22 protein-coding genes are annotated in these 21,568 nt (G+C 60.5%); 12 read left to right on the plus strand and 10 right to left on the minus strand.

Annotated elements, in window-relative coordinates; genetic code table 11:
* Window positions 1-15 precede the first annotated feature (15 nt).
* The 5 genes from gmk to H559_RS0117270 all read left to right on the plus strand — a co-directional run bounded on the left by gmk (window position 16) and on the right by H559_RS0117270 (window position 4,298).
* Window positions 16-639 (plus strand): guanylate kinase, encoded by a 624-nt coding sequence (gene gmk, locus H559_RS0117250; protein ID WP_444541998.1) that lies wholly within the window; start codon window positions 16-18, stop codon window positions 637-639.
* Between the two features lie 74 nt (window positions 640-713).
* Window positions 714-923: a DNA-directed RNA polymerase subunit omega gene (gene rpoZ / locus H559_RS0117255; RefSeq protein ID WP_028453702.1), complete on the plus strand. Its 210-nt coding sequence runs from the start codon at window positions 714-716 to the stop codon at window positions 921-923.
* Window positions 924-931: 8 nt separating this feature from the next.
* Complete coding sequence (locus tag H559_RS0117260) at window positions 932-3,115, plus strand: RelA/SpoT family protein (RefSeq protein WP_028453703.1); 2,184 nt, start codon at window positions 932-934, stop codon at window positions 3,113-3,115.
* Window positions 3,116-3,225: 110 nt separating this feature from the next.
* The gene (thiS, locus tag H559_RS0117265) at window positions 3,226-3,426 is read left to right on the plus strand and encodes a sulfur carrier protein ThiS (RefSeq protein ID WP_028453704.1); all 201 of its coding nucleotides are present in this window, start codon (window positions 3,226-3,228) and stop codon (window positions 3,424-3,426) included.
* A gap of 77 nt (window positions 3,427-3,503) precedes the next feature.
* A complete protein-coding gene (locus tag H559_RS0117270; protein ID WP_028453705.1) occupies window positions 3,504-4,298 on the plus strand; it encodes a thiazole synthase in 795 nt (264 codons plus the stop codon).
* A gap of 81 nt (window positions 4,299-4,379) precedes the next feature.
* Here the strand turns inward: H559_RS0117270 and H559_RS0117275 are convergent, their stop codons facing one another.
* On the minus strand, window positions 4,380-5,030 hold the full coding sequence (locus H559_RS0117275) for a chemotaxis protein CheD (protein WP_051279757.1): 651 nt from the start codon (window positions 5,028-5,030) through the stop codon (window positions 4,380-4,382).
* Between the two features lie 411 nt (window positions 5,031-5,441).
* On the opposite strand from H559_RS0117275, the gene trmB reads away from it, so the two are divergent.
* Complete coding sequence (gene trmB / locus H559_RS0117280) at window positions 5,442-6,149, plus strand: tRNA (guanosine(46)-N7)-methyltransferase TrmB (RefSeq protein ID WP_034642105.1); 708 nt, start codon at window positions 5,442-5,444, stop codon at window positions 6,147-6,149.
* Window positions 6,150-6,222: 73 nt separating this feature from the next.
* Here trmB and H559_RS0117285 read toward each other — a convergent pair whose 3' ends face one another.
* Window positions 6,223-6,375: a hypothetical protein gene (locus tag H559_RS0117285; protein ID WP_155845478.1), complete on the minus strand. Its 153-nt coding sequence runs from the start codon at window positions 6,373-6,375 to the stop codon at window positions 6,223-6,225.
* 123 nt (window positions 6,376-6,498) lie between these two features.
* On the opposite strand from H559_RS0117285, the gene H559_RS21045 reads away from it, so the two are divergent.
* From H559_RS21045 to H559_RS0117300, 3 genes are read left to right on the plus strand one after another with little or no spacing between them, the layout of a single operon-like run.
* Complete coding sequence (locus H559_RS21045; RefSeq protein WP_051279758.1) at window positions 6,499-7,038, plus strand: LPP20 family lipoprotein; 540 nt, start codon at window positions 6,499-6,501, stop codon at window positions 7,036-7,038.
* Window positions 7,038-8,297 carry a flagellar assembly protein T N-terminal domain-containing protein gene (locus H559_RS0117295; protein ID WP_034642039.1) on the plus strand — a complete coding sequence of 420 codons (1,260 nt, stop codon included), beginning with the start codon at window positions 7,038-7,040 and terminating at the stop codon, window positions 8,295-8,297. The genes H559_RS21045 and H559_RS0117295 overlap by 1 nt, the downstream gene beginning before the upstream one ends.
* Window positions 8,294-8,638, plus strand: coding sequence for a hypothetical protein (locus H559_RS0117300; protein WP_028453710.1), 345 nt, complete (start codon window positions 8,294-8,296; stop codon window positions 8,636-8,638). The genes H559_RS0117295 and H559_RS0117300 overlap by 4 nt, the downstream gene beginning before the upstream one ends.
* 6 nt (window positions 8,639-8,644) lie before the next feature.
* Here the strand turns inward: H559_RS0117300 and H559_RS22025 are convergent, their stop codons facing one another.
* From H559_RS22025 to H559_RS22030, 5 genes are all read right to left on the minus strand, one after another.
* On the minus strand, window positions 8,645-9,358 hold the full coding sequence (locus tag H559_RS22025; protein ID WP_051279760.1) for an SPOR domain-containing protein: 714 nt from the start codon (window positions 9,356-9,358) through the stop codon (window positions 8,645-8,647).
* The gene (locus H559_RS0117310; RefSeq protein WP_028453711.1) at window positions 9,355-10,107 is read right to left on the minus strand and encodes a type III pantothenate kinase; all 753 of its coding nucleotides are present in this window, start codon (window positions 10,105-10,107) and stop codon (window positions 9,355-9,357) included. Before H559_RS0117310 ends, H559_RS22025 begins: the two co-directional genes overlap by 4 nt.
* Before the next feature lie 2 nt (window positions 10,108-10,109).
* Window positions 10,110-11,069, minus strand: coding sequence for a biotin--[acetyl-CoA-carboxylase] ligase (locus tag H559_RS0117315; protein WP_028453712.1), 960 nt, complete (start codon window positions 11,067-11,069; stop codon window positions 10,110-10,112).
* 3 nt (window positions 11,070-11,072) lie between these two features.
* Window positions 11,073-11,606: an ATP-dependent protease subunit HslV gene (hslV, locus tag H559_RS0117320; protein ID WP_028453713.1), complete on the minus strand. Its 534-nt coding sequence runs from the start codon at window positions 11,604-11,606 to the stop codon at window positions 11,073-11,075.
* A 69-nt stretch (window positions 11,607-11,675) separates the two neighbouring features.
* The gene (locus tag H559_RS22030) at window positions 11,676-12,914 is read right to left on the minus strand and encodes an STAS domain-containing protein (RefSeq protein ID WP_051279762.1); all 1,239 of its coding nucleotides are present in this window, start codon (window positions 12,912-12,914) and stop codon (window positions 11,676-11,678) included.
* 213 nt (window positions 12,915-13,127) lie between these two features.
* Here H559_RS22030 and H559_RS0117330 point away from each other — a divergent pair, with 213 nt between their 5' ends.
* Window positions 13,128-16,712, plus strand: a complete 3,585-nt coding sequence (locus H559_RS0117330) for a DUF748 domain-containing protein (RefSeq protein WP_444541997.1) — start codon at window positions 13,128-13,130, stop codon at window positions 16,710-16,712.
* A 19-nt stretch (window positions 16,713-16,731) separates the two neighbouring features.
* Here the strand turns inward: H559_RS0117330 and H559_RS0117335 are convergent, their stop codons facing one another.
* Complete coding sequence (locus H559_RS0117335; RefSeq protein WP_028453715.1) at window positions 16,732-17,334, minus strand: arylesterase; 603 nt, start codon at window positions 17,332-17,334, stop codon at window positions 16,732-16,734.
* 47 nt (window positions 17,335-17,381) lie between these two features.
* Window positions 17,382-18,263, minus strand: a complete 882-nt coding sequence (gene rarD, locus H559_RS0117340) for an EamA family transporter RarD (protein ID WP_028453716.1) — start codon at window positions 18,261-18,263, stop codon at window positions 17,382-17,384.
* Window positions 18,264-18,454: 191 nt separating this feature from the next.
* Here rarD and H559_RS0117345 point away from each other — a divergent pair, with 191 nt between their 5' ends.
* Complete coding sequence (locus H559_RS0117345) at window positions 18,455-18,838, plus strand: DUF6394 family protein (RefSeq protein WP_028453717.1); 384 nt, start codon at window positions 18,455-18,457, stop codon at window positions 18,836-18,838.
* Between the two features lie 6 nt (window positions 18,839-18,844).
* Window positions 18,845-20,563 carry an NAD-binding protein gene (locus H559_RS21060; RefSeq protein ID WP_034642050.1) on the plus strand — a complete coding sequence of 573 codons (1,719 nt, stop codon included), beginning with the start codon at window positions 18,845-18,847 and terminating at the stop codon, window positions 20,561-20,563.
* A gap of 62 nt (window positions 20,564-20,625) precedes the next feature.
* On the opposite strand, the gene trpC is transcribed toward H559_RS21060, so the two are convergent.
* Window positions 20,626-21,441, minus strand: coding sequence for an indole-3-glycerol phosphate synthase TrpC (trpC, locus tag H559_RS0117355; protein WP_028453718.1), 816 nt, complete (start codon window positions 21,439-21,441; stop codon window positions 20,626-20,628).
* Between the last annotated feature and the right edge of the window lie 127 nt (window positions 21,442-21,568).

Genomic DNA, 21,568 nt, shown 5'->3' on the forward strand with positions numbered 1-21,568 from the left:
CTGCAATCGAATCTGATTACCGCAATGGCAAAAGGCAATCTCTATATCGTGACCGCCCCGTCGGGGGCCGGCAAAACCACTCTGGTCAAGGCGCTGCTGGCGGCCGATCCGCACATCCAGCTGTCCGTGTCATTTACGACCCGCGCGCCGCGCGAGGGTGAGGTCAATGGTCGCGATTACCATTTTGTCGAGCGCGCCGAGTTCGAGCGGATGATCAACAACTGCGAATTTCTGGAATACGCCGAGGTGTACGGCAACTATTACGGCACGTCGCAGACCTGGATCAACAGTGTGATCGAAAGCGGTCGCGACATCCTGCTCGAAATCGACTGGCAGGGCGCGCAGCAGGTGCGCCGCCTGTTCCCGGACGCGATCGGCATTTTCGTGCTGCCGCCGTCGCTGGACGTGCTGGAGCAGCGCCTGCGCGGTCGCGGCAAGGACAGCGACGAGGTTATTGCCCGCCGCATGAAGGTGGCCCGCGAAGAGATCAGCCATGTCGATGAAGCTGATTACGTGATCGTCAACGAGCATGTCGACGATGCCGTGCGCGACATCATTGCCGTCGTGCGTGCCGGCCGCCTGGGCCTGGCACAGCAATCCGAGCGCCATACGGCGCTGATCAGTGCACTGAAAGGCTGATCGCTTTGGTATAATGCAGGGTTCCAGGGGCTGTTCTCGCCCCCGATTTCACAAGTTTGACCGGAGATTGCCGCATGGCTCGCATTACCGTTGATGAATGTCTGTCCCGTTTTCCCAACCGTTTCGACCTGACACTCGCTGCAGCCTACCGCGCCCGCCAGATCGAAAACGGCTCTTCCCCGCAAGTGGAAAACCATGGCCGTGACAAACCGACCGTACTTGCGCTGCGTGAAATGGCCGCCGGCCTGGTCAGCACGGACATCCTGACCCGCAACCGCGGCTAAGGGTGGCCATGGAAGCGGAGATCAGCCCCGAAGACGTTCCAGCCCTGCAAGAGGCACCCGACGTCATCGACAATGCCAACCGCTTCCTTTCTGAGCACACCGCCTACCTGAAGAGTGAAGACCGCGACTATCTGCGGCGGGCCTTCCTCTTCGCCGAAGCCGCGCACCGCGAACAGCAGCGCAAATCCGGCGAACCGTACATTTCCCATCCGCTGGCTGTCGCCACCATCCTCACGCAATGGAAGCTTGATGCGCAGGCGCTGGCCGGCGCGCTGCTGCACGACGTGATGGAAGACAGCGGCGTCACAAAGATCGAGCTGACCGACAAATTCGGCAAGACGGTGGCCGAGCTGGTCGACGGCATGTCGAAAATCGACAAGCTGGAATTCCAGAGCAAGGAAGAGGCCCAGGCCGAGAATTTCCGCAAGATGCTGCTGGCGATGGCGCACGATCTGCGCGTCATCCTGATCAAGCTTGCTGACCGCCTGCACAATATGCGCACGATGGATGCGATGCGTGCCGACAAGCAGAAGCGCATCGCGCGGGAGACTCTGGAGATCTACGCGCCGATTGCCAACCGCATCGGGCTCAATGCCGTTTATCTCGAGCTGGATGATCTGGCCTTCAAATACCTGCATCCGCACCGCTACGACGTGCTGTCCAAGGCGCTGAAAGCTGCGCGTGGCAACCGCCGCGAAGTGGTCAGCAAGATTCTGGAAGGCATCCGTGCCAAGCTGGCCAGTGCCGGCCTCGAGGCGACAGTGAGCGGGCGCGAGAAGAACCTCTTCAGCATCTACTGCAAGATGCAGGAAAAGCACCTGAGCTTTTCCGAAGTACTGGATATCTACGGCTTTCGCGTGCAGGTGAAGGATGTCGGCTGCTGCTATCTGGCACTGGGTGCGCTGCATGCGCTCTACAAGCCGATTCCAGGCAAGTTCAAGGATTACATCGCGATCCCGAAGCAGAATGGCTACCAGTCACTGCATACGACGCTGTTCGGCCCGTATGGCACGCCGATCGAAATCCAGATCCGCACCAACGACATGCATCGCGTGGCCGATGCCGGTGTGGCCAGCCACTGGATGTACAAGTCGGGGGACGAAGGCTTTTCCGACGTCCAGAAAAAAACGCACCAGTGGCTGCAATCCCTGCTGGAAATGCAGGCCGATTCCGGCGACGCGGTCGAGTTTCTGGAACACATCAAGGTCGACCTCTTTCCCGACCAGGTGTATGTATTCACGCCCAAGGGCAAGATTCTTTCGCTGCCCAGCAGTGCAACCTGTGTCGATTTCGCCTATGCGGTGCACACCGATGTCGGCAACCGCTGCATCGCCGCCAAGGTAAACCACGAGCTGGTGCCGCTGCGTACCCGCCTGAAAAATGGCGATTCGGTCGAGATTGTCATGGCCGCGCACGCGCATCCGAATCCTTCGTGGCTGACTTTTGTCACCACCGGCAAGGCGCGCAGCCATATCCGGCATTTCCTCAAGACAATGCGTTTCGAGGAGTCCGTGCATCTGGGCGAGCGCCTGCTGCAGCAATCGCTGGCAGCACTCAACCAGCCCAGAGTCATCAGCGACGAGGTATGGGAGCGCTACCTGCGCGAGCACGGCGACAAGGCCCGCGATGAAGTCCTGGCCGAGCTGGGGCTGGGCAAGCGCCTGGGGGTCGTGGTTGCCAAGCGGCTGCTGCAACTTTCCGGCGCCTGGGAGGAGGAGTCCGTGTCCGGACGCAAGCCGCAGGCGGTGACGGTGCGCGGCACCGAGGGCATGGCCATCCAGTTCGCCCATTGCTGCAACCCGATTCCGGGCGATCCGATCCTCGGCATGGTCAAGAAAGACCAGGGGCTGCTGATTCATGCGCATGATTGTCCGCTGGTATCACGCGGGCGCATCGACTCGGACAAGCTGGTTTATGTCGAGTGGGACCCGGATGTGGCGCGCCTCTTCGATGTGCCGGTGCGTGTGCTGGCGGTCAATGATCGCAGTACGCTCGCGAGCCTGGCGGCGGCAATCGCCGATGCCGATGCCAATATCGTCGCCGTGACCATGACCGATCAGTCCGATACGGACGAGCGCTTCATCCAGGTGCAGTTCACCCTGCAGGTGCACAACCGCGTGCATCTGGCGCAGGTGTTCAAGAGCCTGCGCGGGCTTTCCAGTGTTTCCCGTCTGCAGCGGGTACGGGGTTAGGTCGTCGATCCACACGGAAGTAGTGTCAAACCCTGAGTCGCATCAAGGCGGCTTTCTTTGCGCATGCTAGAATCGCTCCCGACTCATCCACGCATGACAGGGGCGTATCCATGCAGCTTTCTCTGAACGGCGAACGCCGCGAATTTCCCGACGGCATTACCGTTGCCGGCATGATCGAGGTGCTGGCGCTGACCGGCAAACGCGTTGCGATCGAGCGCAATGGCGAAATCGTGCCGCGCAGCCTGCATGCCGAGACCGCACTCGCCGATGGCGATGTGCTGGAAATGGTTGTCGCCGTTGGCGGTGGCTAGGCGCCATCCCGCATTCATCCACGTTCAATCGACCCGTACACCGGGCGCCAGCAGGTTCAACAACAAGGGGTTAATCCATGAGTGACGATATTTTCCAGATTGCCGGCAAAACCTATAACTCGCGCCTGATCGTGGGGACCGGCAAATACCAGGATTTCGCGCAGACCCGCGAGGCGGTAAAGGCATCCGGCGCCGAGATCGTGACTGTGGCGATCCGCCGCGTGAACATCGGCCAGAATGCCGGCGAAGCCAGCCTGCTCGATTACCTGCCGCCATCCGAGTTCACCTACCTGCCCAACACCGCAGGGTGTTATACCGCCGAGGATGCCATCCGCACGCTGCGCCTGGCGCGCGAACTGCTGGATGGTCACAAGCTGGTCAAGCTCGAAGTGCTGGGTGACCAGCACACCCTGTTCCCGAACGTGCGTGAAACGCTGAAGGCTGCAGAAGTGCTGGTCAAGGATGGCTTTGACGTGATGGTGTACACCTCGGATGACCCGATCATCGCCAGGGAGCTGCAGGAGATCGGTTGCTGCGCGGTGATGCCGCTGGCTTCGCTGATCGGCTCCGGCATGGGTATCCTGAATCCGTGGAACCTGCGCCTGATCATCGAGCAGCTGTCTGTGCCGGTGCTGGTTGATGCGGGTGTTGGTACGGCGTCGGATGCGACGATTGCACTGGAGCTGGGCTGCGACGGCATCCTGATGAATACCGCGATTGCCCACGCGAAAGATCCGGTGCGCATGGCGCGCGCGATGAAGCTGGCGGTTGAAGCCGGGCGCGAATCCTTCCTGGCCGGCCGCATGCCGAAGAAGCTGTATTCGGCCGATCCATCGAGCCCGGTTTCCGGTCTGATCGCTGCCGCCAAATAAGGCTTTAGTCATTCTAAACAAAGGGTATTGCCTTGTAGCCATTTATTTTATTGGGCTACAAGGTAATACCCTTTGTTCGATTCAGAAGAAGTCGATCGTGCGTGCTTCCAGCTCTTTTTGCAGCTGGTGCTGATACAGTACTTCGGCGCGCATGAGCTGGTGTTCCTGGATGGGTAGCGGCGTGATGCGCCGGCAGTAGACATCGCCCGTGGCGGGGTCGGCAACGATCTTGCGGGCAAATTCTCCCCCCCAGTCACAGGCCAGCAACGGAATGCGCTCCGATGCCAGCCAGTCGCTCGCGAAGCGGATATTGGCCTCGCCCGCTTGCAGGCCGCGGCGCAGATTGAGCAGGTTGGCGCCGCCGAACGCCTTGGCACGCAGGCGCTCCCACGCTGCGCCCTGCTTGAGCATGCGGTTGATCAGGTTATCCATTGCCGCCATGCCGGCCAGGTTTGCATCGAGAGTACTGGTGCGCTTGTGCACATGCGGCAGCAGGAAGTGATTCATGCCAAATAGCCTTAGCTGCTGGTCATACAGGCAAACTGCCACGCAGGAGCCAAGCAGGGTGGCAAGCGGGCGCTCGCGCTCGACACCAATCTGGCCGGGATGCAGGTTCAGGGCGATTTTTTCCAGATGGCGCGGGTAGGAGTGGCCATGATGCACGGGGGCGACAGCATTGGACGGCAAGGCGTCGCTTGCCGGTGGCAGTGGATTGGCGAGGAGGGCTGGCATCCCTGCAGCATAGGTGATCCGCTGCTGCTTGCCTTGCCGATTTGCGTGCGCTACGAAACCGGGCAGAAACCGCTATAATCCGCCCATCTTTCGCCGCCGTGCGCGGCGTTTTTCTTTTGCGGAACAGTCATGAGTGAAAAAAAACTGCATCTGGCACTTGGGGTCAGCGATCTGGCAGCCAGTATCGCCGATTACAGCCGTCGCCTTGGTGCCAAGCCGGTTGTGGTGGTGGATGGCGAGTACGCGCTGTGGCGCACCAAAACACTGAATGTTTCGATCCGCCAGGCCGAGGGGGCCGCGGGTCTGCGCCACCTTGGCTGGGAGGACCCGGACGCCAGCAGAATCAGCAGCGAGAGCGATTGCAATGGTCTGATCTGGGAGCATTTCAGTGCCGCGCAGCAGGCCGAGGAAATCAACTGCCTCTGGCCACAGGCCGATTATCAGCCGGATGCGCGGCATCGTCGCATCAAATCCTTCGTATTGCGGCAGGGGCACCTGTCGAAGGGGCAGGAAAAGGCGCTGTACGATTTCGGTCCGCGCTTCTGCATTCCCTATGCTGCCGAGCCGCTTGATCTGGATGCGGCCTTTGGCCGCCATGCCCCGCGCGTGCTGGAAATCGGTTTCGGCATGGGACAGGCTACGGCAGAAATCGCAGCCGGCCGGCCGGACACCGATTTCGTCGGCGTCGAGGTGCACACGCCCGGCGTCGGCAGCCTGCTGAAGCTGGTGGGTGAAGGCAATATCGGCAATGTGCGCATCATCCAGCACGATGCGGTGGAAGTGCTGCAGCACATGCTGGCACCGGACGCGCTCGACGGCGTGCACATTTACTTCCCCGACCCGTGGCACAAGAAACGCCATCACAAGCGCCGCCTGATCCAGCCGGAATTCGTGCAGCTGCTGCTGAGCCGCCTGAAGCCGGGGGGCTACATCCATCTGGCGACCGACTGGGAAGACTACGCCATCCAGATGCTCGACGTGCTGTCTGCCACGCCGCAGCTGGAAAATACGGCGGATGGCTACGCGCCGCGCCCGGATTATCGTCCGCTGACCAAGTTCGAAAACCGCGGCATCAGGCTGGGGCACGGTGTCTGGGATCTGGTCTTCCGCAAGAAATAGTGGCTGTTGCGGGTATAAGCCTGTGGCCTTTGCGATCTAAGGGGTACAGGCCTATATCCGATTGGGTATTGCTTCAGTCGACCATATCCTGGTGTTCGAAGTGGCCACGCCCGGTGGCCAGAATATGATCTTCGTCGTGCAGGCGGTTGTAGAGCGCTTCGAGCTCGGTATCGCTGAGCTTATCCAGTAAATCGAGTATGCCTTGCAGTACCTGGTTGCGGGTCATGGTTTTCTCCAGAAGTGAGGCCTGCATGCAGCATAGTCTGTGCTTGCCGGGTGCGCTGCTGGCTTGTCGCTGCCGGCTGCTCTAGACTTGAAGCCGGTTGATCGGTGCAAAAGGAATCGGATCATGAAAGCATGGCAGGTAGTGCTACTGGGTGCGTGGGCAATGCTGCTGGCAGGATGTGCCGGCATGGGATCGTCGCAGCAGGCCGCCGCGCCGGCAGTGAGCCTGCCGGCCAAGGTGACGGCAGTGGGGTATGGCACGACGCCGACGGCAGAGGGCTTGTCGCCGGACCAGCGCCGCATGATGGCGATCCGCGCCTCCAAACTTGATGCCTACCGCGCACTGGCCGAAACCGTCGCCGGGCTGAAGATTACCGGCAGCAGCACAGTCAATGCCGTCGCGCTGACCAATGACAGTTTCCGCGTGTATGTCGATGCCTATCTGCGCGGCGCTCGCCTGGTGAGCATTACGCCCTTGCCCGGCAACGGCTATGAAACCGTGCTGGAACTGAATCTTTCGCCCGACTTCCAGCAGGGCGCAACGCAGGCCGCCGCGCCGGCCCGGGTACAGGATGCCGCCACTGCCGGCGAGGTGCCTGCGGCAGAAAATACCGTGCGTCCGGTAACGCGCTCGGGCAGCAACAACTACTACCTGGCTGAATGATGCATAGATGGGCAATCCCCTGCTTTTCCGGCCTGCTGGCCTTGTGCCTGCACGCCGGCGCGGCGCAGTTCAGCGGCATGGCGCCGATCGGATCGGGCGGCATTGAGCCGGCTCGCGCGGCGGCCATCAGCGATGCTTTGCAGAATGCCAGCCTGGCCGCCGGAGCAACCGTGCGCGGCACATCCGACAGCCAGACTGGCGGCTATAGCGAACAGACCTCCGTACAGGGGGCGCCAGTTGGCGACTATCAGCTGCTGAAGGAATGGCAGTCCGACGGTTTCTGGCATGTCATCCTCGATGTCAGGCCCGCAATGGCCAGCGCAAGCGGAACCGCCTTGCCGAGCGCCTGCGGTTTTGACCGCTATCGCCGCAAGGTATTGCTGACGCATTTCTACGTGCAGCAGCCCAGCCAGACCACCGACCTGCTGCGGGTGCCCGAAGGCATGCAGGCCTATCTGGCGCGCCAGTTGCGCGATACCGGGCATTATCTGCCGCAGCAGGCGGCATACCAGGCCGCGTTCCAGTTCAGCCCCCGTTTCATCGAGCCGCAGCAGTTGCCCGAGCGTGTGCACGAACTTGCGCAACGTTATGGAACACAGTTTGTCATCGGTGGCATCGTGCGCGACGCAGGCAGCAGCGGGCAGCGTCTGAAGCTGGGCCTGGGCAGTGATGTGCGCGAAGGCGAGAGCAAGCAGATTCTGAATGTTCCGGGAGCCCGCTTTACCCAGCTTGGCGTCAAGACCACGCCGACCGATCGCCGCTTTGATGTGGAGGTGTTTGTCTATGACGGTATTTCCGGGGCCATGCTGGCACGGCAGATGTATGCCGGACAGGCTTCGGGTGAAGTCTTGCAGCGGGAAGGTACCGAGTTCGGCTCGCCGCGCTTCTTTGCCACCGATTATGGCCGGATGGTGCAGGAGCAATTGCAGAAAGTGGGGCAGTTGCTGGATGAGGCGGTGGCCTGCCTGCCTATGACAGCGCGGGTCGTGAGGGTGGAAGGCCGGCAGGTGTATTTTGATGCCGGCGCAGAAGTTGGCATCCGGCCGGGCGACCGGCTGCAGGTATACCGCCTGCAGCCCGATACCCTGCCGCTGCAGAGTGTTGCCGCGCCGCAGGGCAGTACGCTAGGCATGCCCGAGAAACGCACAGGCAAGCTGAAGGTTACCGCCGTTCAGCCGCTGTTTTCCACGGGTACCGTGGAAGGCGTGGTGGCACCGGGTGATTATGTGCGTATCGAAGTGAAGGAGACTGCACAATGATGGCCTCGCGGGTGTTGCACATGGTGGCATTGGCCGGGGCGTGCTGGCTGCTGGCGGAGCCGGTACTGGCCAGCGGCAGCAGTCATGCGCCAGCCAGAAAGGCGGCTGTGCGTGCTCCGGCATATACAGGCCCGGGGCAGGTGACTGTTTTGCCAATCACTGCGCTGCCGCGCGGGGCGATTCTCCCACCTGCCCGCAGCATTCCACGCGCCGCTGCCACTGCGGTCACCGGTGAGTCGCAGCCTGCCGGCAAAGTCCCTGCTGTGGCAAAAAAACCGGGCAACGACTTTTACATCGTGAATAACCCCGAGTTACGCTGGCAGTTCTACAGCTACCCCTGAGACGTACTATTTGCATTCCAGCTGCTGGATGCTGGCGCCGCGGTATTTGCTGTTGAAGCGCTTGAGCGCAGTCAGTTGTTCCGGAGTGACATTCTGCGCGGTGAATTCCGCATGGCGTACCGTGTCGTCGCGTTCGCGCACGACAGCGGATTTCACACCCTTGGCACGAAATTCTTCCAGTGCCCGTTCACCGGCTTCCCGGGTTGAATAAATGCCTAGCGAAATGGCGTTCTGCCAGCGCCGGCCGTCGTTGACGATGAAGTAATCGTCGACGCCCAGTTCCTTGAGCTGCGCGGCCTTGCTTTTGGCCTGTTCAAGCGTGTCGAGTGGGGGAATGTAAACCCAGACCTTGCTGCTTTCCGGACTGCTTTTTTCGCTGGCCTGCAAGGCAAGGTCTTCCAGATTCTTGCGCGCCGCCGCGATCTGGTCACCGGTCAGTCCCTGCCAGCGAATGTTGCACAGCTGGCCATTCTGTACAGGCTGGCTGGCTGCCTTTTCCGGTACGGGCGTAGGCTGAATCCGGTCGTTGCTGTCTTCTGCGGCAACTGTGCTGGCTTGTGCCGTTTCCGTATATGCCTCGTCGGGGCTGACGATACGGATAGCGCTGGCGTTGACCTCGCGCAGGGCGAGATTCTGCTGCGGTACGGAGGCCGGTAGCAGGCGCGCGAATGCGAAAATTGCCGCATTGGCGGCCAGCAGCACAATAAACAGCCATTTCATGGCAGAAATACTCCTTCGCCGGCAGTCCGCAATGCGGCCAGTCCGTGTAGCGCGAGATTATCCATCAGCTGTACCGGCTTGTTAAGTTTGTCGGCCAGTTGTGCGGCATCGCCACCGCTCAGAATGATCAATGGCTCATCGCCATCATGGCGGGCCAGGTCGGCGTGCAGATGTTCCACGCTTGCGGTCAGTGCGGTCAGGCAGCCGCTGGCAATGGCGTCCGCCGTTTGCCGGGGGAAGGTCTGGTATTGCCCGTCGCACAATGGCAGTCGTGCGGTATGCTGGTGCAGCGCAAGGCGCTGCAGGTAATAACCCGGCAGGATGTAACCGCCAAGAAAATGTCCGCGGCGGCTGAGTGCATCAATCACGCACGCGGTGCCGGCGGATACGACAATCAGCCCGCAATCAGGCCAGGCGTGGCGTGCTCCGATCAGGGCGGCCCAGCGGTCGCTGCCCAGTTGCTGCGGATCGTAATCACTGTAGAGGCCGGCGGCCGACGTCGAGGGTTTCAGCCAGTGCACGGTCAACTGCCAGTGTTCAAGACACCAGTACCGGATGGCTTCCTGCAGGGCATTGCTGCCCACGGCACAACCGCAGACATGGGTAGGGCGGGGGAGATGTTGCCAGTCGGCAAAAAGCAGTTCGGCACTTGCGGCGTAGCCCGAGGCTTGCCACTCGCCGGAGGTATTCTTGTCCGTGTTCAGGGCCCATTTGGTTCGGGTATTGCCCAGATCAATCAGTAGTTCCATGGTCAGCCTCGGCGCAGGCTGATGTCGCCGCTGCCCAGCAAAATCTCGCCCTCGGTGGTGCGCAAGCGCAAGCTGCCGTCGCTGCTGATTCCACAGGCAATGCCGTGTTGCGTGCTGCCATCAGGCAGATAGGCGGTTACTGGCTGGTTTTGCCAGGCGTGACGCCGCTCCCAGCCCGCCTGCAGCGCGGATGTGAAGCCCTGGCGGGAAAAGGTCCGCAGCATGGTTTCGAGATTGGCGAGCAGCTGGCCAAGCAGTTCGTTCCGCCCGCAGCGCAGGCCATGCTCCTGCAGGCCAGCGGCGACTTGGCCAGTATCCTGCCCTGGGGGGGCAAGGTTCAGTCCGATGCCGATGACCAGCAGTGAGGGGCCGAGTGCGTCGCCCTGCATTTCGATCAGGATGCCTCCGGCTTTGCCCCAGTCTTCGCTGGCAGGAAGCAGGAGGTCGTTGGGCCATTTCAGTGCAATCCGGGCAACTCCGGCCTGCGCCAGTGTCTCTGCCACGGTCAGGCCAACGGCAAGCGGCAATCCGGCAAGCCGGTCAGGGCCGCCATCAAATTGCCAGGCAAGTGAAAACAGGAGCGAGGCCCCGGCTTGCCCTTGCCAGCGTCGTCCTCGCCGGCCGCGCCCTCCGGTTTGCCATTCTGCGGCCAGTGCCTGTCCGTGCTGTGCCTGCACCAGCAGCTGGCGATTGGTCGATTCGGTTTCGCTGCAGCAGCGGATGCAGAGCTGTGTATCTGCGGCTAGCTGGCTGGCAATCCGGGCTTCATCGAGCCATTCGATGGGGTGTATCAGCTTGTAGCCAACACCATGCTTGCGCTCCAGGCGTATACCATAGGTTTCACTCTGGGCGAGCGCCCCCGATATGGAGGCGCGAGAACATGCGAAACGCTCGGCAAGCGCAGCACCGGAGGTGTAATGGTCTGCATTGAGTGAACGCAGGATTGCGAGGGTGTCAGCCATGCATCACAGTGTTTCGATGACGTGATTCTGATTGGTGTAGATGCAGATATCGCCCGCAATTTCGAGGGCTTTTTTGACCACCACGTCGGGAGGAAGCTCGGTGTTTTCAAACAGGGCGCGCGCTGCGGCCTGCGCAAAAGCACCACCGGAGCCGATGGCGGCGATGCCCTGTTCGGGCTCCAGCACATCGCCGTTGCCGGTGATGACCAGGGTGGCTGTGGGGTCGGCGACGATCAGCATGGCCTCCAGCCGGCGCAGTGCCCGATCGGTGCGCCAGTCCTTGGCGAGCTCGACGGCGGCACGGGTGAGTTGACCCTGGTGTTTTTCCAGCTTGGCTTCAAAGCGTTCGAAAAGGGTAAAGGCATCGGCCGTGCCGCCTGCAAAACCGACGATGACCTTGTCGTTGTAGAGCTTGCGCACTTTTCGTGCAGTGCCCTTGATGACCACGTTGCCGAGTGTCACCTGGCCATCGCCGCCAACCGCCACCTGGTTGCCACGGCGAACGGATACGATCGTGGTGCCGTCGAATTGCTGCATTGCTTGCTCCGCGTGAGGAATGTCAGGCTTTCAGATGGAGGCGTAGGCCGGCAAGTCAAGGCGGAGGGTTTAATTCCCTTTGCGGCGGCTGACGTTGACCAGATCAGTGATGCCCATCAGGCGCAACAGACCATAGACCATTTCATTGGCCTGGATGATGCGCACGGGCTTGTCCTGGATGGACATGAACAGATTGAGCAGCAGGCCTGCTGATTCGAAATCGATGCGCCTTACCTGACGCAGATTGATGATGACTTGCGGGTGCGATTGCGCATGCGCCCGGATGGTGTCCAGCGCATCGCCCTGTTTGGCGGAAATGTCGCCACTCAGGGCCAGTCCGTCCTGAGGTGCCGGCTGGCTGGCATCGAGTTCAGCCTTGGCCTTGGCCTCATCGGCAGCGACCTGGCTCGCGGTGCGCGGCGCATGGCGGGCGTCCCAGGATGGCGGGGAGACCTCGTATGTAATGGCGTAATCGACCGCCAGATTTTCGAATTCTTCCTGCAGTCCCAGTGCCTGGTAAATTTCGATCAGCAGCAGCCAGAACGGCGCCTCGGCCGGCATGCGTCGGCCAACCTCGATCCTGGATTGCAGCAACTGGGCAATATGCTGCGAGCCGAGTACCTGAAGGCTTACCTTGCGTTTCTTTGCCTGCTGGCAGCCAACCAGCAGCTCGGCTGCGCCCAGTGTGTCGATGTCCTGCACCTTGCTGAAGTCAGCGCGCAGAACCGGGGTAGAGGCCAGTGCCGCCATGAAACGGTTGATTTCACCGCCGATGGTCTCGGCCGTCAGTTTTTCCGCAAAAGCATGGTAGTTGCTGGTCGCGGCATTTTTGCTCGCGGCGGCAGGAGGCTGATTGCTGCTGGCATCCCAGATTGGCGGCGAGGTTTCGAATTCGAGTACATAGTCCAGTGCGAGTGCATCAAACAGCTGGCGCTTGCCCGTCTGCTGATACAGCTCGAAGAGCATCAGCCAGGATTCCAGCCGCCGTTTGCCCTTGATCTGCGGAATTTCTGCTTCGAGAACGGCGATGGCGGCATCGGGCTGGTTGTTGGCATGCAGCATGACTGCCTGCTCTTCACTTGGTGTCAGACTTTCCGAGCCCACTTCCACTTCAATGGTCAGGTCTGAAAGATCATAACCGTTCTGGCTGTCGGGTTTGGTCGCAGGGGAGGGGGCGGATTGCTCCGCTGCTTTGCCTGTTGTACCGGCAGGAGTTGCGGGCGTGACAGCGCCTGCGTCTGTCCGCATCTTGCTGGCCGGTCCTCTGGCATCATCCTGATCTTTCTTGCGGAAAAAAGAAAATACCACGCGACTTCCTTGCCGCCTTGTCTGGCGTATTCAACCAAGATTCCTATTGTAGCTGCTGGAACCCCATTAAGTCAGCTCGGATTACACCCTAGCGCGTGTTTGTTACGCTGATCTGCCCGGATGGTGGGCGGTGTCATGACAAGCCGGGAAGCTTGGGTTAGATTGACGCTGACGACATGATATTCAAAGATGATGTTCAACATGCTGCAGGCGATGCGAAAGCAAATACAGACCCCCCGTTGCCGGAATATCGGACTAGGATTGCTTGCTATCGTGCTGCTGGTCGGTTTGCTGGGGGCGGTTCTGGCACCCTGGTTGCTGCGCCCCTGGCTGGAAGAAAGGTTGAGCGCGGAGTTGCAGCGCAAGGTCAGTATTGCCGAGCTCTCGATCAATCCTTATCTGTTGAAAGTCGAGGCGCGCGATGTTCGCGTTCTTGATCGCGATGGCGGGGCATTCGTTGCGGCAGGCAAGGTGCTGGTCGATGTCCAGCTCAGCAGTCTTTGGTACCAGGCTCCCGTGGTGCGCGAACTGACGGTCGAGCAGCTGCAGTTGCGGATTGTTCGTACCGCTCCGGGCCGTTTCAATTTTTCCGATCTGCTGGAGCGCAAGTCATCTGACAACGTGCAGCGGGATGCCGCCTTGCCGGAATTCTCGCTGAACAATATCCGGCTGCTTGATGCTGCTATTAGGCTTGAGGATAAGGTTGAAGGCTGCTCGCATGCCCTGACTGCATTTAACGTCAGCTTGCCATTTATTTCGACGCTGCCATACCGTATTGACGAGTATGTGACGCCTGCGATATCGGGCAAGCTCAATGGCAGCAGCTTCGCCCTGCAGGGCAAGTCGAAACCCTTTGCCGAGGGGCGCGAAACCGAACTCGCGCTCGATCTTGCGGCACTGGCCTTGCCGCGTTACCTGGAATACGTGCCCCTGCCTGAAGGCTTGTCGCTGGTGTCGGGATCGCTGTCGGGCAAGGTGCAGTTCATTTTCCGCGAAAGCGAGCCGCCCCGCTTTCTGGTTCGGGGTTCGGCAGAAGTGAGCCAGTTCCGGCTGGACTGGCAGAAGCAGCCTTTGCTGAACTTTGCAAAACTGGATTTGGTCGCGAAGGACATCGAACCGTTCCAGCAGCGCTACATGTTTGATCGTGTACACCTTGCTGACTGGCAACTGGCCCTGCAGCGCAATGCTGACGGCCGGTTTGCCTGGCTGGCCGCTTTGCCTGCCTCCGGTGGCAGTGCTCCTGATGCCAGTACGGCAAGCAAGCCACAGGCGGCTGGCACCGGGAAGGATGTCAGTCCGCTGATCGAGCTTGACCAGCTGGCACTGAGCAAGGGCAAGGTCATCTGGCAGGACTTCGCGGTTAAACCGGCTACAGCGATGGAATTGCGGGATATCCAGCTGGATGTGCGGCAGTTATCCACTGCAGCAGGAAAATCGGCCAAAGTATCCCTGCAGGCATCAGGGAGTGTGCTGGACAAATTGACCGTTGCCGGCGAGATCAGCCCGGGCAGCCAGGACGGATCCATCAAGCTCGCTCTCGAAGGGGGGCAGTTGCCCGCCTTCAATGCCTATCTGGCGCAATTCAGCCCGACCATCATCAGGGAAGGAACGCTTGCCGCCGGTGCTCGTGTGGAATTCAGGCAGGGTATGCCTGTGCGCATTGATGAACTGGTTACTACGCTGTCGGGGGCCCACTTTTATCTGGCAGGTGGCCGCGAACCCTTGCTGGATAGCGGGGTGCTCGCACTGAGTGACAGCACTATTGATCTGCAGAAGCATGAAATACTACTCGGCAAGCTGGCCGGTGAAAAAGGCAGCATGACGCTGCAGATCAACAAGGAAGGCAATCTCAATCTGCTGGGGCTGCTTCCTGCCGTCAAGTCGCAATCGGGCGGTCAGGAATGGCGCCTTGCGCTGGCCGACGCCAATCTGCAAGGTTGGACTGCCAATCTGGAAGACCAGCGCCTGGTCAAGGTGCCGCCACTGGCTCTCAGGGACATCAGCCTGGCAGTCCAGGGGCTGGATCTGGCATCAGGCAAGCCGGCCCGAGTGAGTTTTAATGCCAAGGGGACGCGGCGGGGCAGTTACAAGGTCAGTGGTGACATGATTCCGTCCCCGTTTGCCGGCAAGCTCCAGCTTGATCTGGCAAATATTGACCTGGCTTACGGACAGCCGTATTTCACCCGCTGGCTTAATATCTCGCTGGCGAGCGGCTTTGTCAGTGCCAAGGGGGAATTGCAAGTGGCAAGCAGCCCGGGGTTCACCGGGCGCTATACCGGCAGCGTGCTGGTCAGCGATTTCTACGCGCTCGACAAGCTCAGTGGCGATGATTTCCTGAAATGGAAGAGCTTTCAGCTCAGCGGCGTAAACCTGCAGTTTGCACCGCTGGCGGTCAAGGTGGCGGAAGTGGGCATCAATGACTTCTATTCGAGGCTGATCCTGTCTCCCAACGGGCGAATGAATCTGCAGGATATTCTGGTGCGTGACGGGCAGGCGACTTCGGTCACCGCCGCGCAAGACCCTGTGAAGCCGGACGCCGCATCCGCTTCGGCCAGGGCAAGTGCCGCTCCTGTAGTGCTCGCCGAGAAAGGGAAAGCCACTGCCCAGGTGCCGGTCAGCATCGGACGCCTGGTGTTCAAGCGCGGCAATATCAATTACAGCGACCTCTTCATCAAGCCGAACTACACCGCAAACCTGACCGACATGAACGGACAGATTACCAGCCTGTCGACAGATCCCGCCATTCGCGCTTCGCTTGAACTCAATGGAAGCATGGACAAGGTGGCGCCTGTACACATTTCCGGCAGCCTGAATCCGCTGGCCAAGGACATCTTTATCGATATCAAGGGGGGAGTGAAAGGTTATGACCTCACCGCTGCCTCGACGTATTCGGCCAAATACGCCGGCTATGGCATCGAAAAAGGCAAGCTGTCGATGGATGTGTCGTATTTCATCGAGAATGGCAAACTCAAGGCCAGCAACCAGGTGTTTCTTGATCAGCTGACACTGGGCGAGCAGGTCGATAGCCCGGATGCCACCAAGCTGCCGGTGAAGTTTGCCTTGTCGCTGCTGACCGACCGGCGCGGGCAGATCAAACTGAATATCCCGGTGGAAGGGTCGCTTGATGATCCCCAGTTCAGCGCCGGGGGACTGGTATGGCAGATCATCGGCAATCTGCTGGAGAAAGTGATTACTTCGCCATTTGATGCACTGGCCAGTGCCTTTGGTGACGGGCCGCAGCTCTCGCATGTCGAATTCGAGCCCGGGCAGTCAAAACTCGATGCCAATGCTCAGCAAAGCATTCAGCGTCTTGCTGGGGTCTTGCTGGACCGGCCGGCACTCAAGCTGGATATTGCCGGCTGGGCATCGCAGGAAGACGATGCCGCAGGCTTGAAACAGGCGCATCTGCAGGAAAAAATCCGGGCCATGAAAGTGGCCGAGCTGGGCGACCAGGCCGAGTCGCAGGAGACCACAGAACTGATCATCAGCCCGGATGATTATGCGCGCCTGCTGGCCCAGGTGTACAAGGCTGGCAAATTCAGCAAGCCCAAAAACCTGATTGGCATGACCAAATCCCAGCCGGTGACTGAAATGGAAAAGCTGATTCTTGCCAATACCGTGATCAGGGACGAGGATTTGCGCGAGCTCGCCATGCAGCGGGCCCAGAAAACCAAGGCGGCGCTGCAGGCTGCGGGGGTGGAGGATGCCCGGCTGTTTGTCGTGAAATCACGGATCGATGTTACAGCAGCAGATGCCAAGGATGGCAGGCTGAGCCGGGCCCAGTTTACCTTGCAATAGGCTGCGCCCAAGAGCGCTGCTAGCGGATGGCCCCTGTTTCGCGCAGCTGTTCCGCCAGCTCAAGGGCGAGCTGCTGATAGCCGGCCGCATTCGGGTGCACGGTATCGCTTTTCAGCTCTCGCTGCGAAAGAATGTCTTCCAGTGAGGTATCGTTCAGTGGCACTTGGTATTGTTTGGCTAGCGCCGCATACAGGGGGTCAGTATCAAGTCCGAGCCCCGGGCGAGGCACGCCGATCAGCATGACCTGGATCCGGCGCTGGGCCAGCAGCTCCAGCATCGCAGCCAGATTGGCTGTCGTTTCGCCGGCAGGCTGGCGCTGCAGGAAATCATTGCCGCCCAGGCACAGCAGCACCAGTTGTGGTTTGACTTCATCCAGTACCGCCTGCAGCCGTGCCCGACCCTGTGCGCTGGTTTCGCCGGGGATGCCGGCATTGATGACGGGATGCCCGATCAGTGCGCTCAGACGGGCCGGATAGGCTTCCTCCGCGCTGGCTCCCGTGCCATAGGTCAGGCTGTCGCCAAACGCCAGAATGCTGGCACCGGCTGGCAATGGCTGCAGCCTGGCACCACCGCAGGCCAGCAGCAAAAGGGTGAGTAGCAATGCCAGCAGTCGCCGCAGCATGATCGGGCTCCGTTCAACGATGCAAATGGTGTCAGCTTAGCAGCTTGTCAGCCGGCAAGCGGGCGCGAATTGTGTTGCCGCCACAGCCCTTCCGCAGTGAACAGCAGCAAGGCCGCCCAGATCAGTGCAAACCCGAGCAATTTGTCGGCTCCGAACGGTTCGTGCCAGAGCAGAACACCCAGCAGCAATTGCACGGTCGGTCCGATGTATTGCAGCAACCCGAGCTGGGTGAGCGAGATGCGGCGGGCACCGGCGGCAAACAGCAGCAGGGGAATGGCCGTGATCGGGCCGGCCAGCAGGGCCAGGGCCTTGATGCCCGCCGGGGCATCCGGAAACCCGCTTTGTCCCTGCAGCAGCATCAGCAGGAGCGCCGTGCCCGCCAGAGGAAACAGCAAGGCGGTTTCCAGTGCCAGCCCTTCCAGCGCTCCCAGATGCGCGGTCTTGCGCAGCAGGCCATACGTGCCGAAAGTCAGTGCCAGCAACAGGGCAATCCAGGGCAATTGGCCACGGCTGACAGTCAGCCAGACTACACCGCACGCAGCAATGGAAATCGCCAGCCACTGCGTGCGCCGCAGGCGTTCTTTCAGCACCAGAACGCCCAGTAGCACATTGACCAGTGGATTGATGAAATAGCCCAGGCTGGCATCGACGACCCGACCGGATTGCACCGCCCAGATGTAAATGAACCAGTTCAGTGCCAGCAGCAGAGCACTCAGGGTGAAGCCCGCCAGCAGACGTGGCTGGCGCAAGGAAGCCAGCCACTGCCACTGCCGGCGCAACAGCAGGATCGCGCCAAGGAAAACCAGTGACCACACCATGCGATGCAGCAGGATTTCCATCGCCGCCAGCCCGTGCAGGGCCTTGAGGTACAGCGGCAGCAGCCCCCATATCAGGTATGCGCCTGCAGCGTAGGCATATCCTTTGTTCATGGCTGATACCTGCGTGGTGTACGGAGAATGCTTTTACCATTCCTGCGGCATGTTGCCCATCGGGAAAATCCTGCGAAAGCCATGTTTTTGCCGGGTTATGCTTACTTTTCCGGTCGCGATGACTTCTGCCGTGCCGGTTCTGCCGAGGAACAGCTAAACTTCGTCCAGGATCATTCTTGCGGGCATCTTCCATGAATCTGGAAAAAGTGATTTTCGGTTTTTTTATCATCCTGGCGTTCACGCTGAACTTCGGTTTTTTTGTCGGGGAAATCGATGCGATTCACCAGCATGATTCCTTCGAGCTGTTTGCTGCCATCGTCGTCAATCTGATCGCGACCGTACTGAAAGTTGGCGATCGCACCCAACTCGGTGCCGTGCATCTGTCTACCAGCCTGGTGGCTGACCTGCAGCTGCTGGTGGCAGCCTGCGTGTGGGGTTATGCCTCGTTTGGCAGCCCGGATGGCATGACGCCGAAGTTGATGGCGACCATCGTGTCGCTGGCGGGCGGGGCGATGATGGCCAATATTGTCTCGGTCGTGCTGCTGATTGGCGAGACGCTTACCCAGCGCAGGTAAGCCCGCATGTACAATATTTTTTTCCTGGCCTTGCGGCGCATGCGTGTCCCGCTGATCACGCTCATCCTGATTTACGCGGTGTCGATTTTCGGCCTTGTGCTGATGGCCGCACCGGCAGGCCAGCCGGCGCTGGATTTCTTCCACGCCTTCTATTTCATGAGTTACACCGCCACCACCATCGGTTTTGGCGAAATTCCCTATGCATTCTCCATGGCGCAACGGGCCTGGGTGCTGGTATGCATTTATCTTTCCGTCATCGGCTGGACGTACACGCTCGGCAGCCTGCTGGCGCTCTTTCAGGACAAGAGTTTCCAGCATGCAATGCGGCTGGCGCGCCTCACGCTGAAAGTGCGCCGCATGCCGACACCTTTCTACCTTATTTTGGGCTACGGGCAGACCGGGCAACTGCTGGCCCGGGCGCTGGATGAGCGCGGCGAGCGCTTTGTGGTGGTTGAAACACGCGAAGAGCGCGTCAATGAAGTGTTGCTGGCAGGCTACCACGCTGATGTTCCTGCGATTGCCGGTAATGCAGCCAACCCTGAACTGCTGCAGGTGGCTGGTTTGCTCCATCCACGCTGCCGTGGGGTGCTGGCGGTCACGGGTGATGAAAATGTCAATCTGGCTGCCATGATGGCCTGCCATGCGCTACGGCCCAGGCTGCTTAGTATTGGCCGCTCACGTTCGCTGCATGTCGGGCGCAATATGTCGTCATTTGGCGCCAACCATGTCATCAACATGTTCGAGACGGTGGGCGTCGAATTCCGCATGGCCTTGCGCTCGCCCAGCCACTACCGGCTCTGGCAGACCCTGTGTGCACTGCCGGGCCGACCGATCCCGCCGCTGTTTTGTCCCCAGCAGGGGCTCTGGATCGTCGTTGGTTTTGGCCGCTTCGGGCATGCGGTCTATCAGGCCTTGCTGCAGCAGGGCATGACGGTGAAAGTGATCGATGAAGAAGGTCACCCCGAGCTGCCGGAAGGTGTCTTGGTGCACGGCCTTGGGGTGACTGAAAGTGAATTGCGCGCAGCTGGTCTGCGGCAGGCGGTTGGCCTGATTGCCTGCCATGACCACGATGTGAACAACCTGTCGGCCATTGCTACCGCGCGAGAAATCAAGCCGGAACTGATGGTGGTGGCGCGACAGAATCTGGCGCAGAACCGCAGTCTGTTTGTGGCCATCAAACCGGATCTCACCGTCATCCGCAGCCAGATTGTCGCCCGGCAGGCACTGGTGGCGATGACCACACCACTGCTAACCCAGTTTATGGAGCTGGTACAGACCTATAGCGAAAGCTGGGCCAGCCAGCTGGAGGAGCAATTGCTACTGCTTTGCGATGGCGATGTTCCCGAACGCTGGGCCATCGAGCTGACCGCACAAAACAAGGGGTTTGTGCACGCCTTCCTGGCGCAGCCGCTGCCACCGCTACGGTTGGCTGACCTGTGCCGTGATCCGGCCAACCGCGAACGTTCGCTGGCCTGCCTGCCTTTGCTCTACCAGTACCAGGGGCATGACATCGTGTTGCCGCAGTCCAGCCAGCAGCTGCAGCTGGGCGCGCGCATCCTCTTTGCCGGCTCGCTGCGGGCGAAGCGCGAAATGCAGTGGGCTCTGGAAAGCCCGGTGCTGATTGATTACCTGCGTACCGGCATCGATGCCCCGCGTGGCGCGGTATTCCGCTGGCTCGCGGCGAAAATTGGCCAGAAAAAAGCCGCCCGAGATAGGACGGCTTGATGGGTATGTCGCTGTAGCCTTTTATTGGAAAGGCCAATGGCCTATACCTTGCAATTCCGGGTTTAGTCGGCGATGCCCGGATAAGCCGGCTCGAACAGAGCCTGCAGGGTTGCGCCCGGTTGCGGCTGCTTCATGAAGGCTTCACCAACGAGGAAGGTGTGTACCTTGTGGTCGCGCATCAGTGCCACGTCGTCCGGCGCCAGAATGCCGGATTCGGTGACGACGATACGGTCTTGCGGAATGCGCGCGAGCAGATCGAGTGTCGTCTGCAGGGTTACTTCAAAGGTGCGCAGGTTGCGGTTGTTGATGCCTGTTAGCGGTGTCTTCAGCTGCAGCGCGGCGTCCAGCTCTTCGCCGTTGTGAACTTCCACCAGCACGGCCATGCCCAGGCTGTGGGCGATGGCTTCGAAATCGCGCATTTCCGCGAGGCTGAGTTCGGCGGCGATCAGCAGGATGCAGTCGGCACCCCAGGCGCGCGCTTCGAAAATCTGGTATTCGTCGACCATGAAGTCCTTGCGCAGTGCCGGCAGCGTGCAGGCGCCGCGGGCGGCCTTCAAATAATCCACGTGGCCCTGGAAGTAGGGCGCGTCGGTCAGCACCGACAGACACGCCGCACCATGGGCGGCGTAATCGGCAGCATGGTCAGAAGGTCGGAAATCGGCGCGAATCACGCCCTTGGACGGGCTGGCCTTCTTGATTTCGGCGATGATGCCCGGCAGGCCGGCGGCATGCTTGGCGCGCAGTGCGCCGACAAAATCACGCAGGTCGGCACCGTTTGCCTCGGCCTGGGCACGGATTTCGGCCAGCGGGATTTTGGCCTTGGCAGCAGCGACTTCCTCGCGCTTGGTGGCCCAGATTTTTTTCAGGATGTCGGACATGGCACGGCTCGGTTGGCGTTTCGCGAAAGGAGCTTTTTACCACAAATCGGGCCGATCTTCCTGCAGTAGCGGCAAATTGCCGGCTCGGACAGGTTCTGGCATGCGTCCGGGCGGGGGGGGGGCGCTG

Origin of the sequence: Chitinilyticum aquatile DSM 21506 (genome assembly GCF_000430805.1) — a bacterium.
Lineage (GTDB): Bacteria > Pseudomonadota > Gammaproteobacteria > Burkholderiales > Chitinibacteraceae > Chitinilyticum > Chitinilyticum aquatile.

Bases quoted from the DNA above. Each gene is read 5' to 3' on its own strand.
- rpoZ (WP_028453702.1), top strand. From the start codon at position 714: ATGGCTCGCATTACCGTTGATGAATGTCTGTCCCGTTTTCCCAACCGT.
- H559_RS0117260 (WP_028453703.1), top strand. From the start codon at position 932: ATGGAAGCGGAGATCAGCCCCGAAGACGTTCCAGCCCTGCAAGAGGCA.
- thiS (WP_028453704.1), top strand. From the start codon at position 3,226: ATGCAGCTTTCTCTGAACGGCGAACGCCGCGAATTTCCCGACGGCATT.
- H559_RS0117270 (WP_028453705.1), top strand. From the start codon at position 3,504: ATGAGTGACGATATTTTCCAGATTGCCGGCAAAACCTATAACTCGCGC.
- H559_RS0117275 (WP_051279757.1), bottom strand. From the start codon at position 5,030: ATGCCAGCCCTCCTCGCCAATCCACTGCCACCGGCAAGCGACGCCTTG.
- H559_RS0117285 (WP_155845478.1), bottom strand. From the start codon at position 6,375: ATGACCCGCAACCAGGTACTGCAAGGCATACTCGATTTACTGGATAAG.
- H559_RS21045 (WP_051279758.1), top strand. From the start codon at position 6,499: ATGAAAGCATGGCAGGTAGTGCTACTGGGTGCGTGGGCAATGCTGCTG.
- H559_RS0117295 (WP_034642039.1), top strand. From the start codon at position 7,038: ATGCATAGATGGGCAATCCCCTGCTTTTCCGGCCTGCTGGCCTTGTGC.
- H559_RS0117300 (WP_028453710.1), top strand. From the start codon at position 8,294: ATGATGGCCTCGCGGGTGTTGCACATGGTGGCATTGGCCGGGGCGTGC.
- H559_RS22025 (WP_051279760.1), bottom strand. From the start codon at position 9,358: ATGAAATGGCTGTTTATTGTGCTGCTGGCCGCCAATGCGGCAATTTTC.
- H559_RS0117310 (WP_028453711.1), bottom strand. From the start codon at position 10,107: ATGGAACTACTGATTGATCTGGGCAATACCCGAACCAAATGGGCCCTG.
- H559_RS0117315 (WP_028453712.1), bottom strand. From the start codon at position 11,069: ATGGCTGACACCCTCGCAATCCTGCGTTCACTCAATGCAGACCATTAC.
- hslV (WP_028453713.1), bottom strand. From the start codon at position 11,606: ATGCAGCAATTCGACGGCACCACGATCGTATCCGTTCGCCGTGGCAAC.
- H559_RS0117330 (WP_444541997.1), top strand. From the start codon at position 13,128: ATGCGAAAGCAAATACAGACCCCCCGTTGCCGGAATATCGGACTAGGA.
- H559_RS0117335 (WP_028453715.1), bottom strand. From the start codon at position 17,334: ATGCTGCGGCGACTGCTGGCATTGCTACTCACCCTTTTGCTGCTGGCC.
- rarD (WP_028453716.1), bottom strand. From the start codon at position 18,263: ATGAACAAAGGATATGCCTACGCTGCAGGCGCATACCTGATATGGGGG.
- H559_RS0117345 (WP_028453717.1), top strand. From the start codon at position 18,455: ATGAATCTGGAAAAAGTGATTTTCGGTTTTTTTATCATCCTGGCGTTC.
- H559_RS21060 (WP_034642050.1), top strand. From the start codon at position 18,845: ATGTACAATATTTTTTTCCTGGCCTTGCGGCGCATGCGTGTCCCGCTG.
- trpC (WP_028453718.1), bottom strand. From the start codon at position 21,441: ATGTCCGACATCCTGAAAAAAATCTGGGCCACCAAGCGCGAGGAAGTC.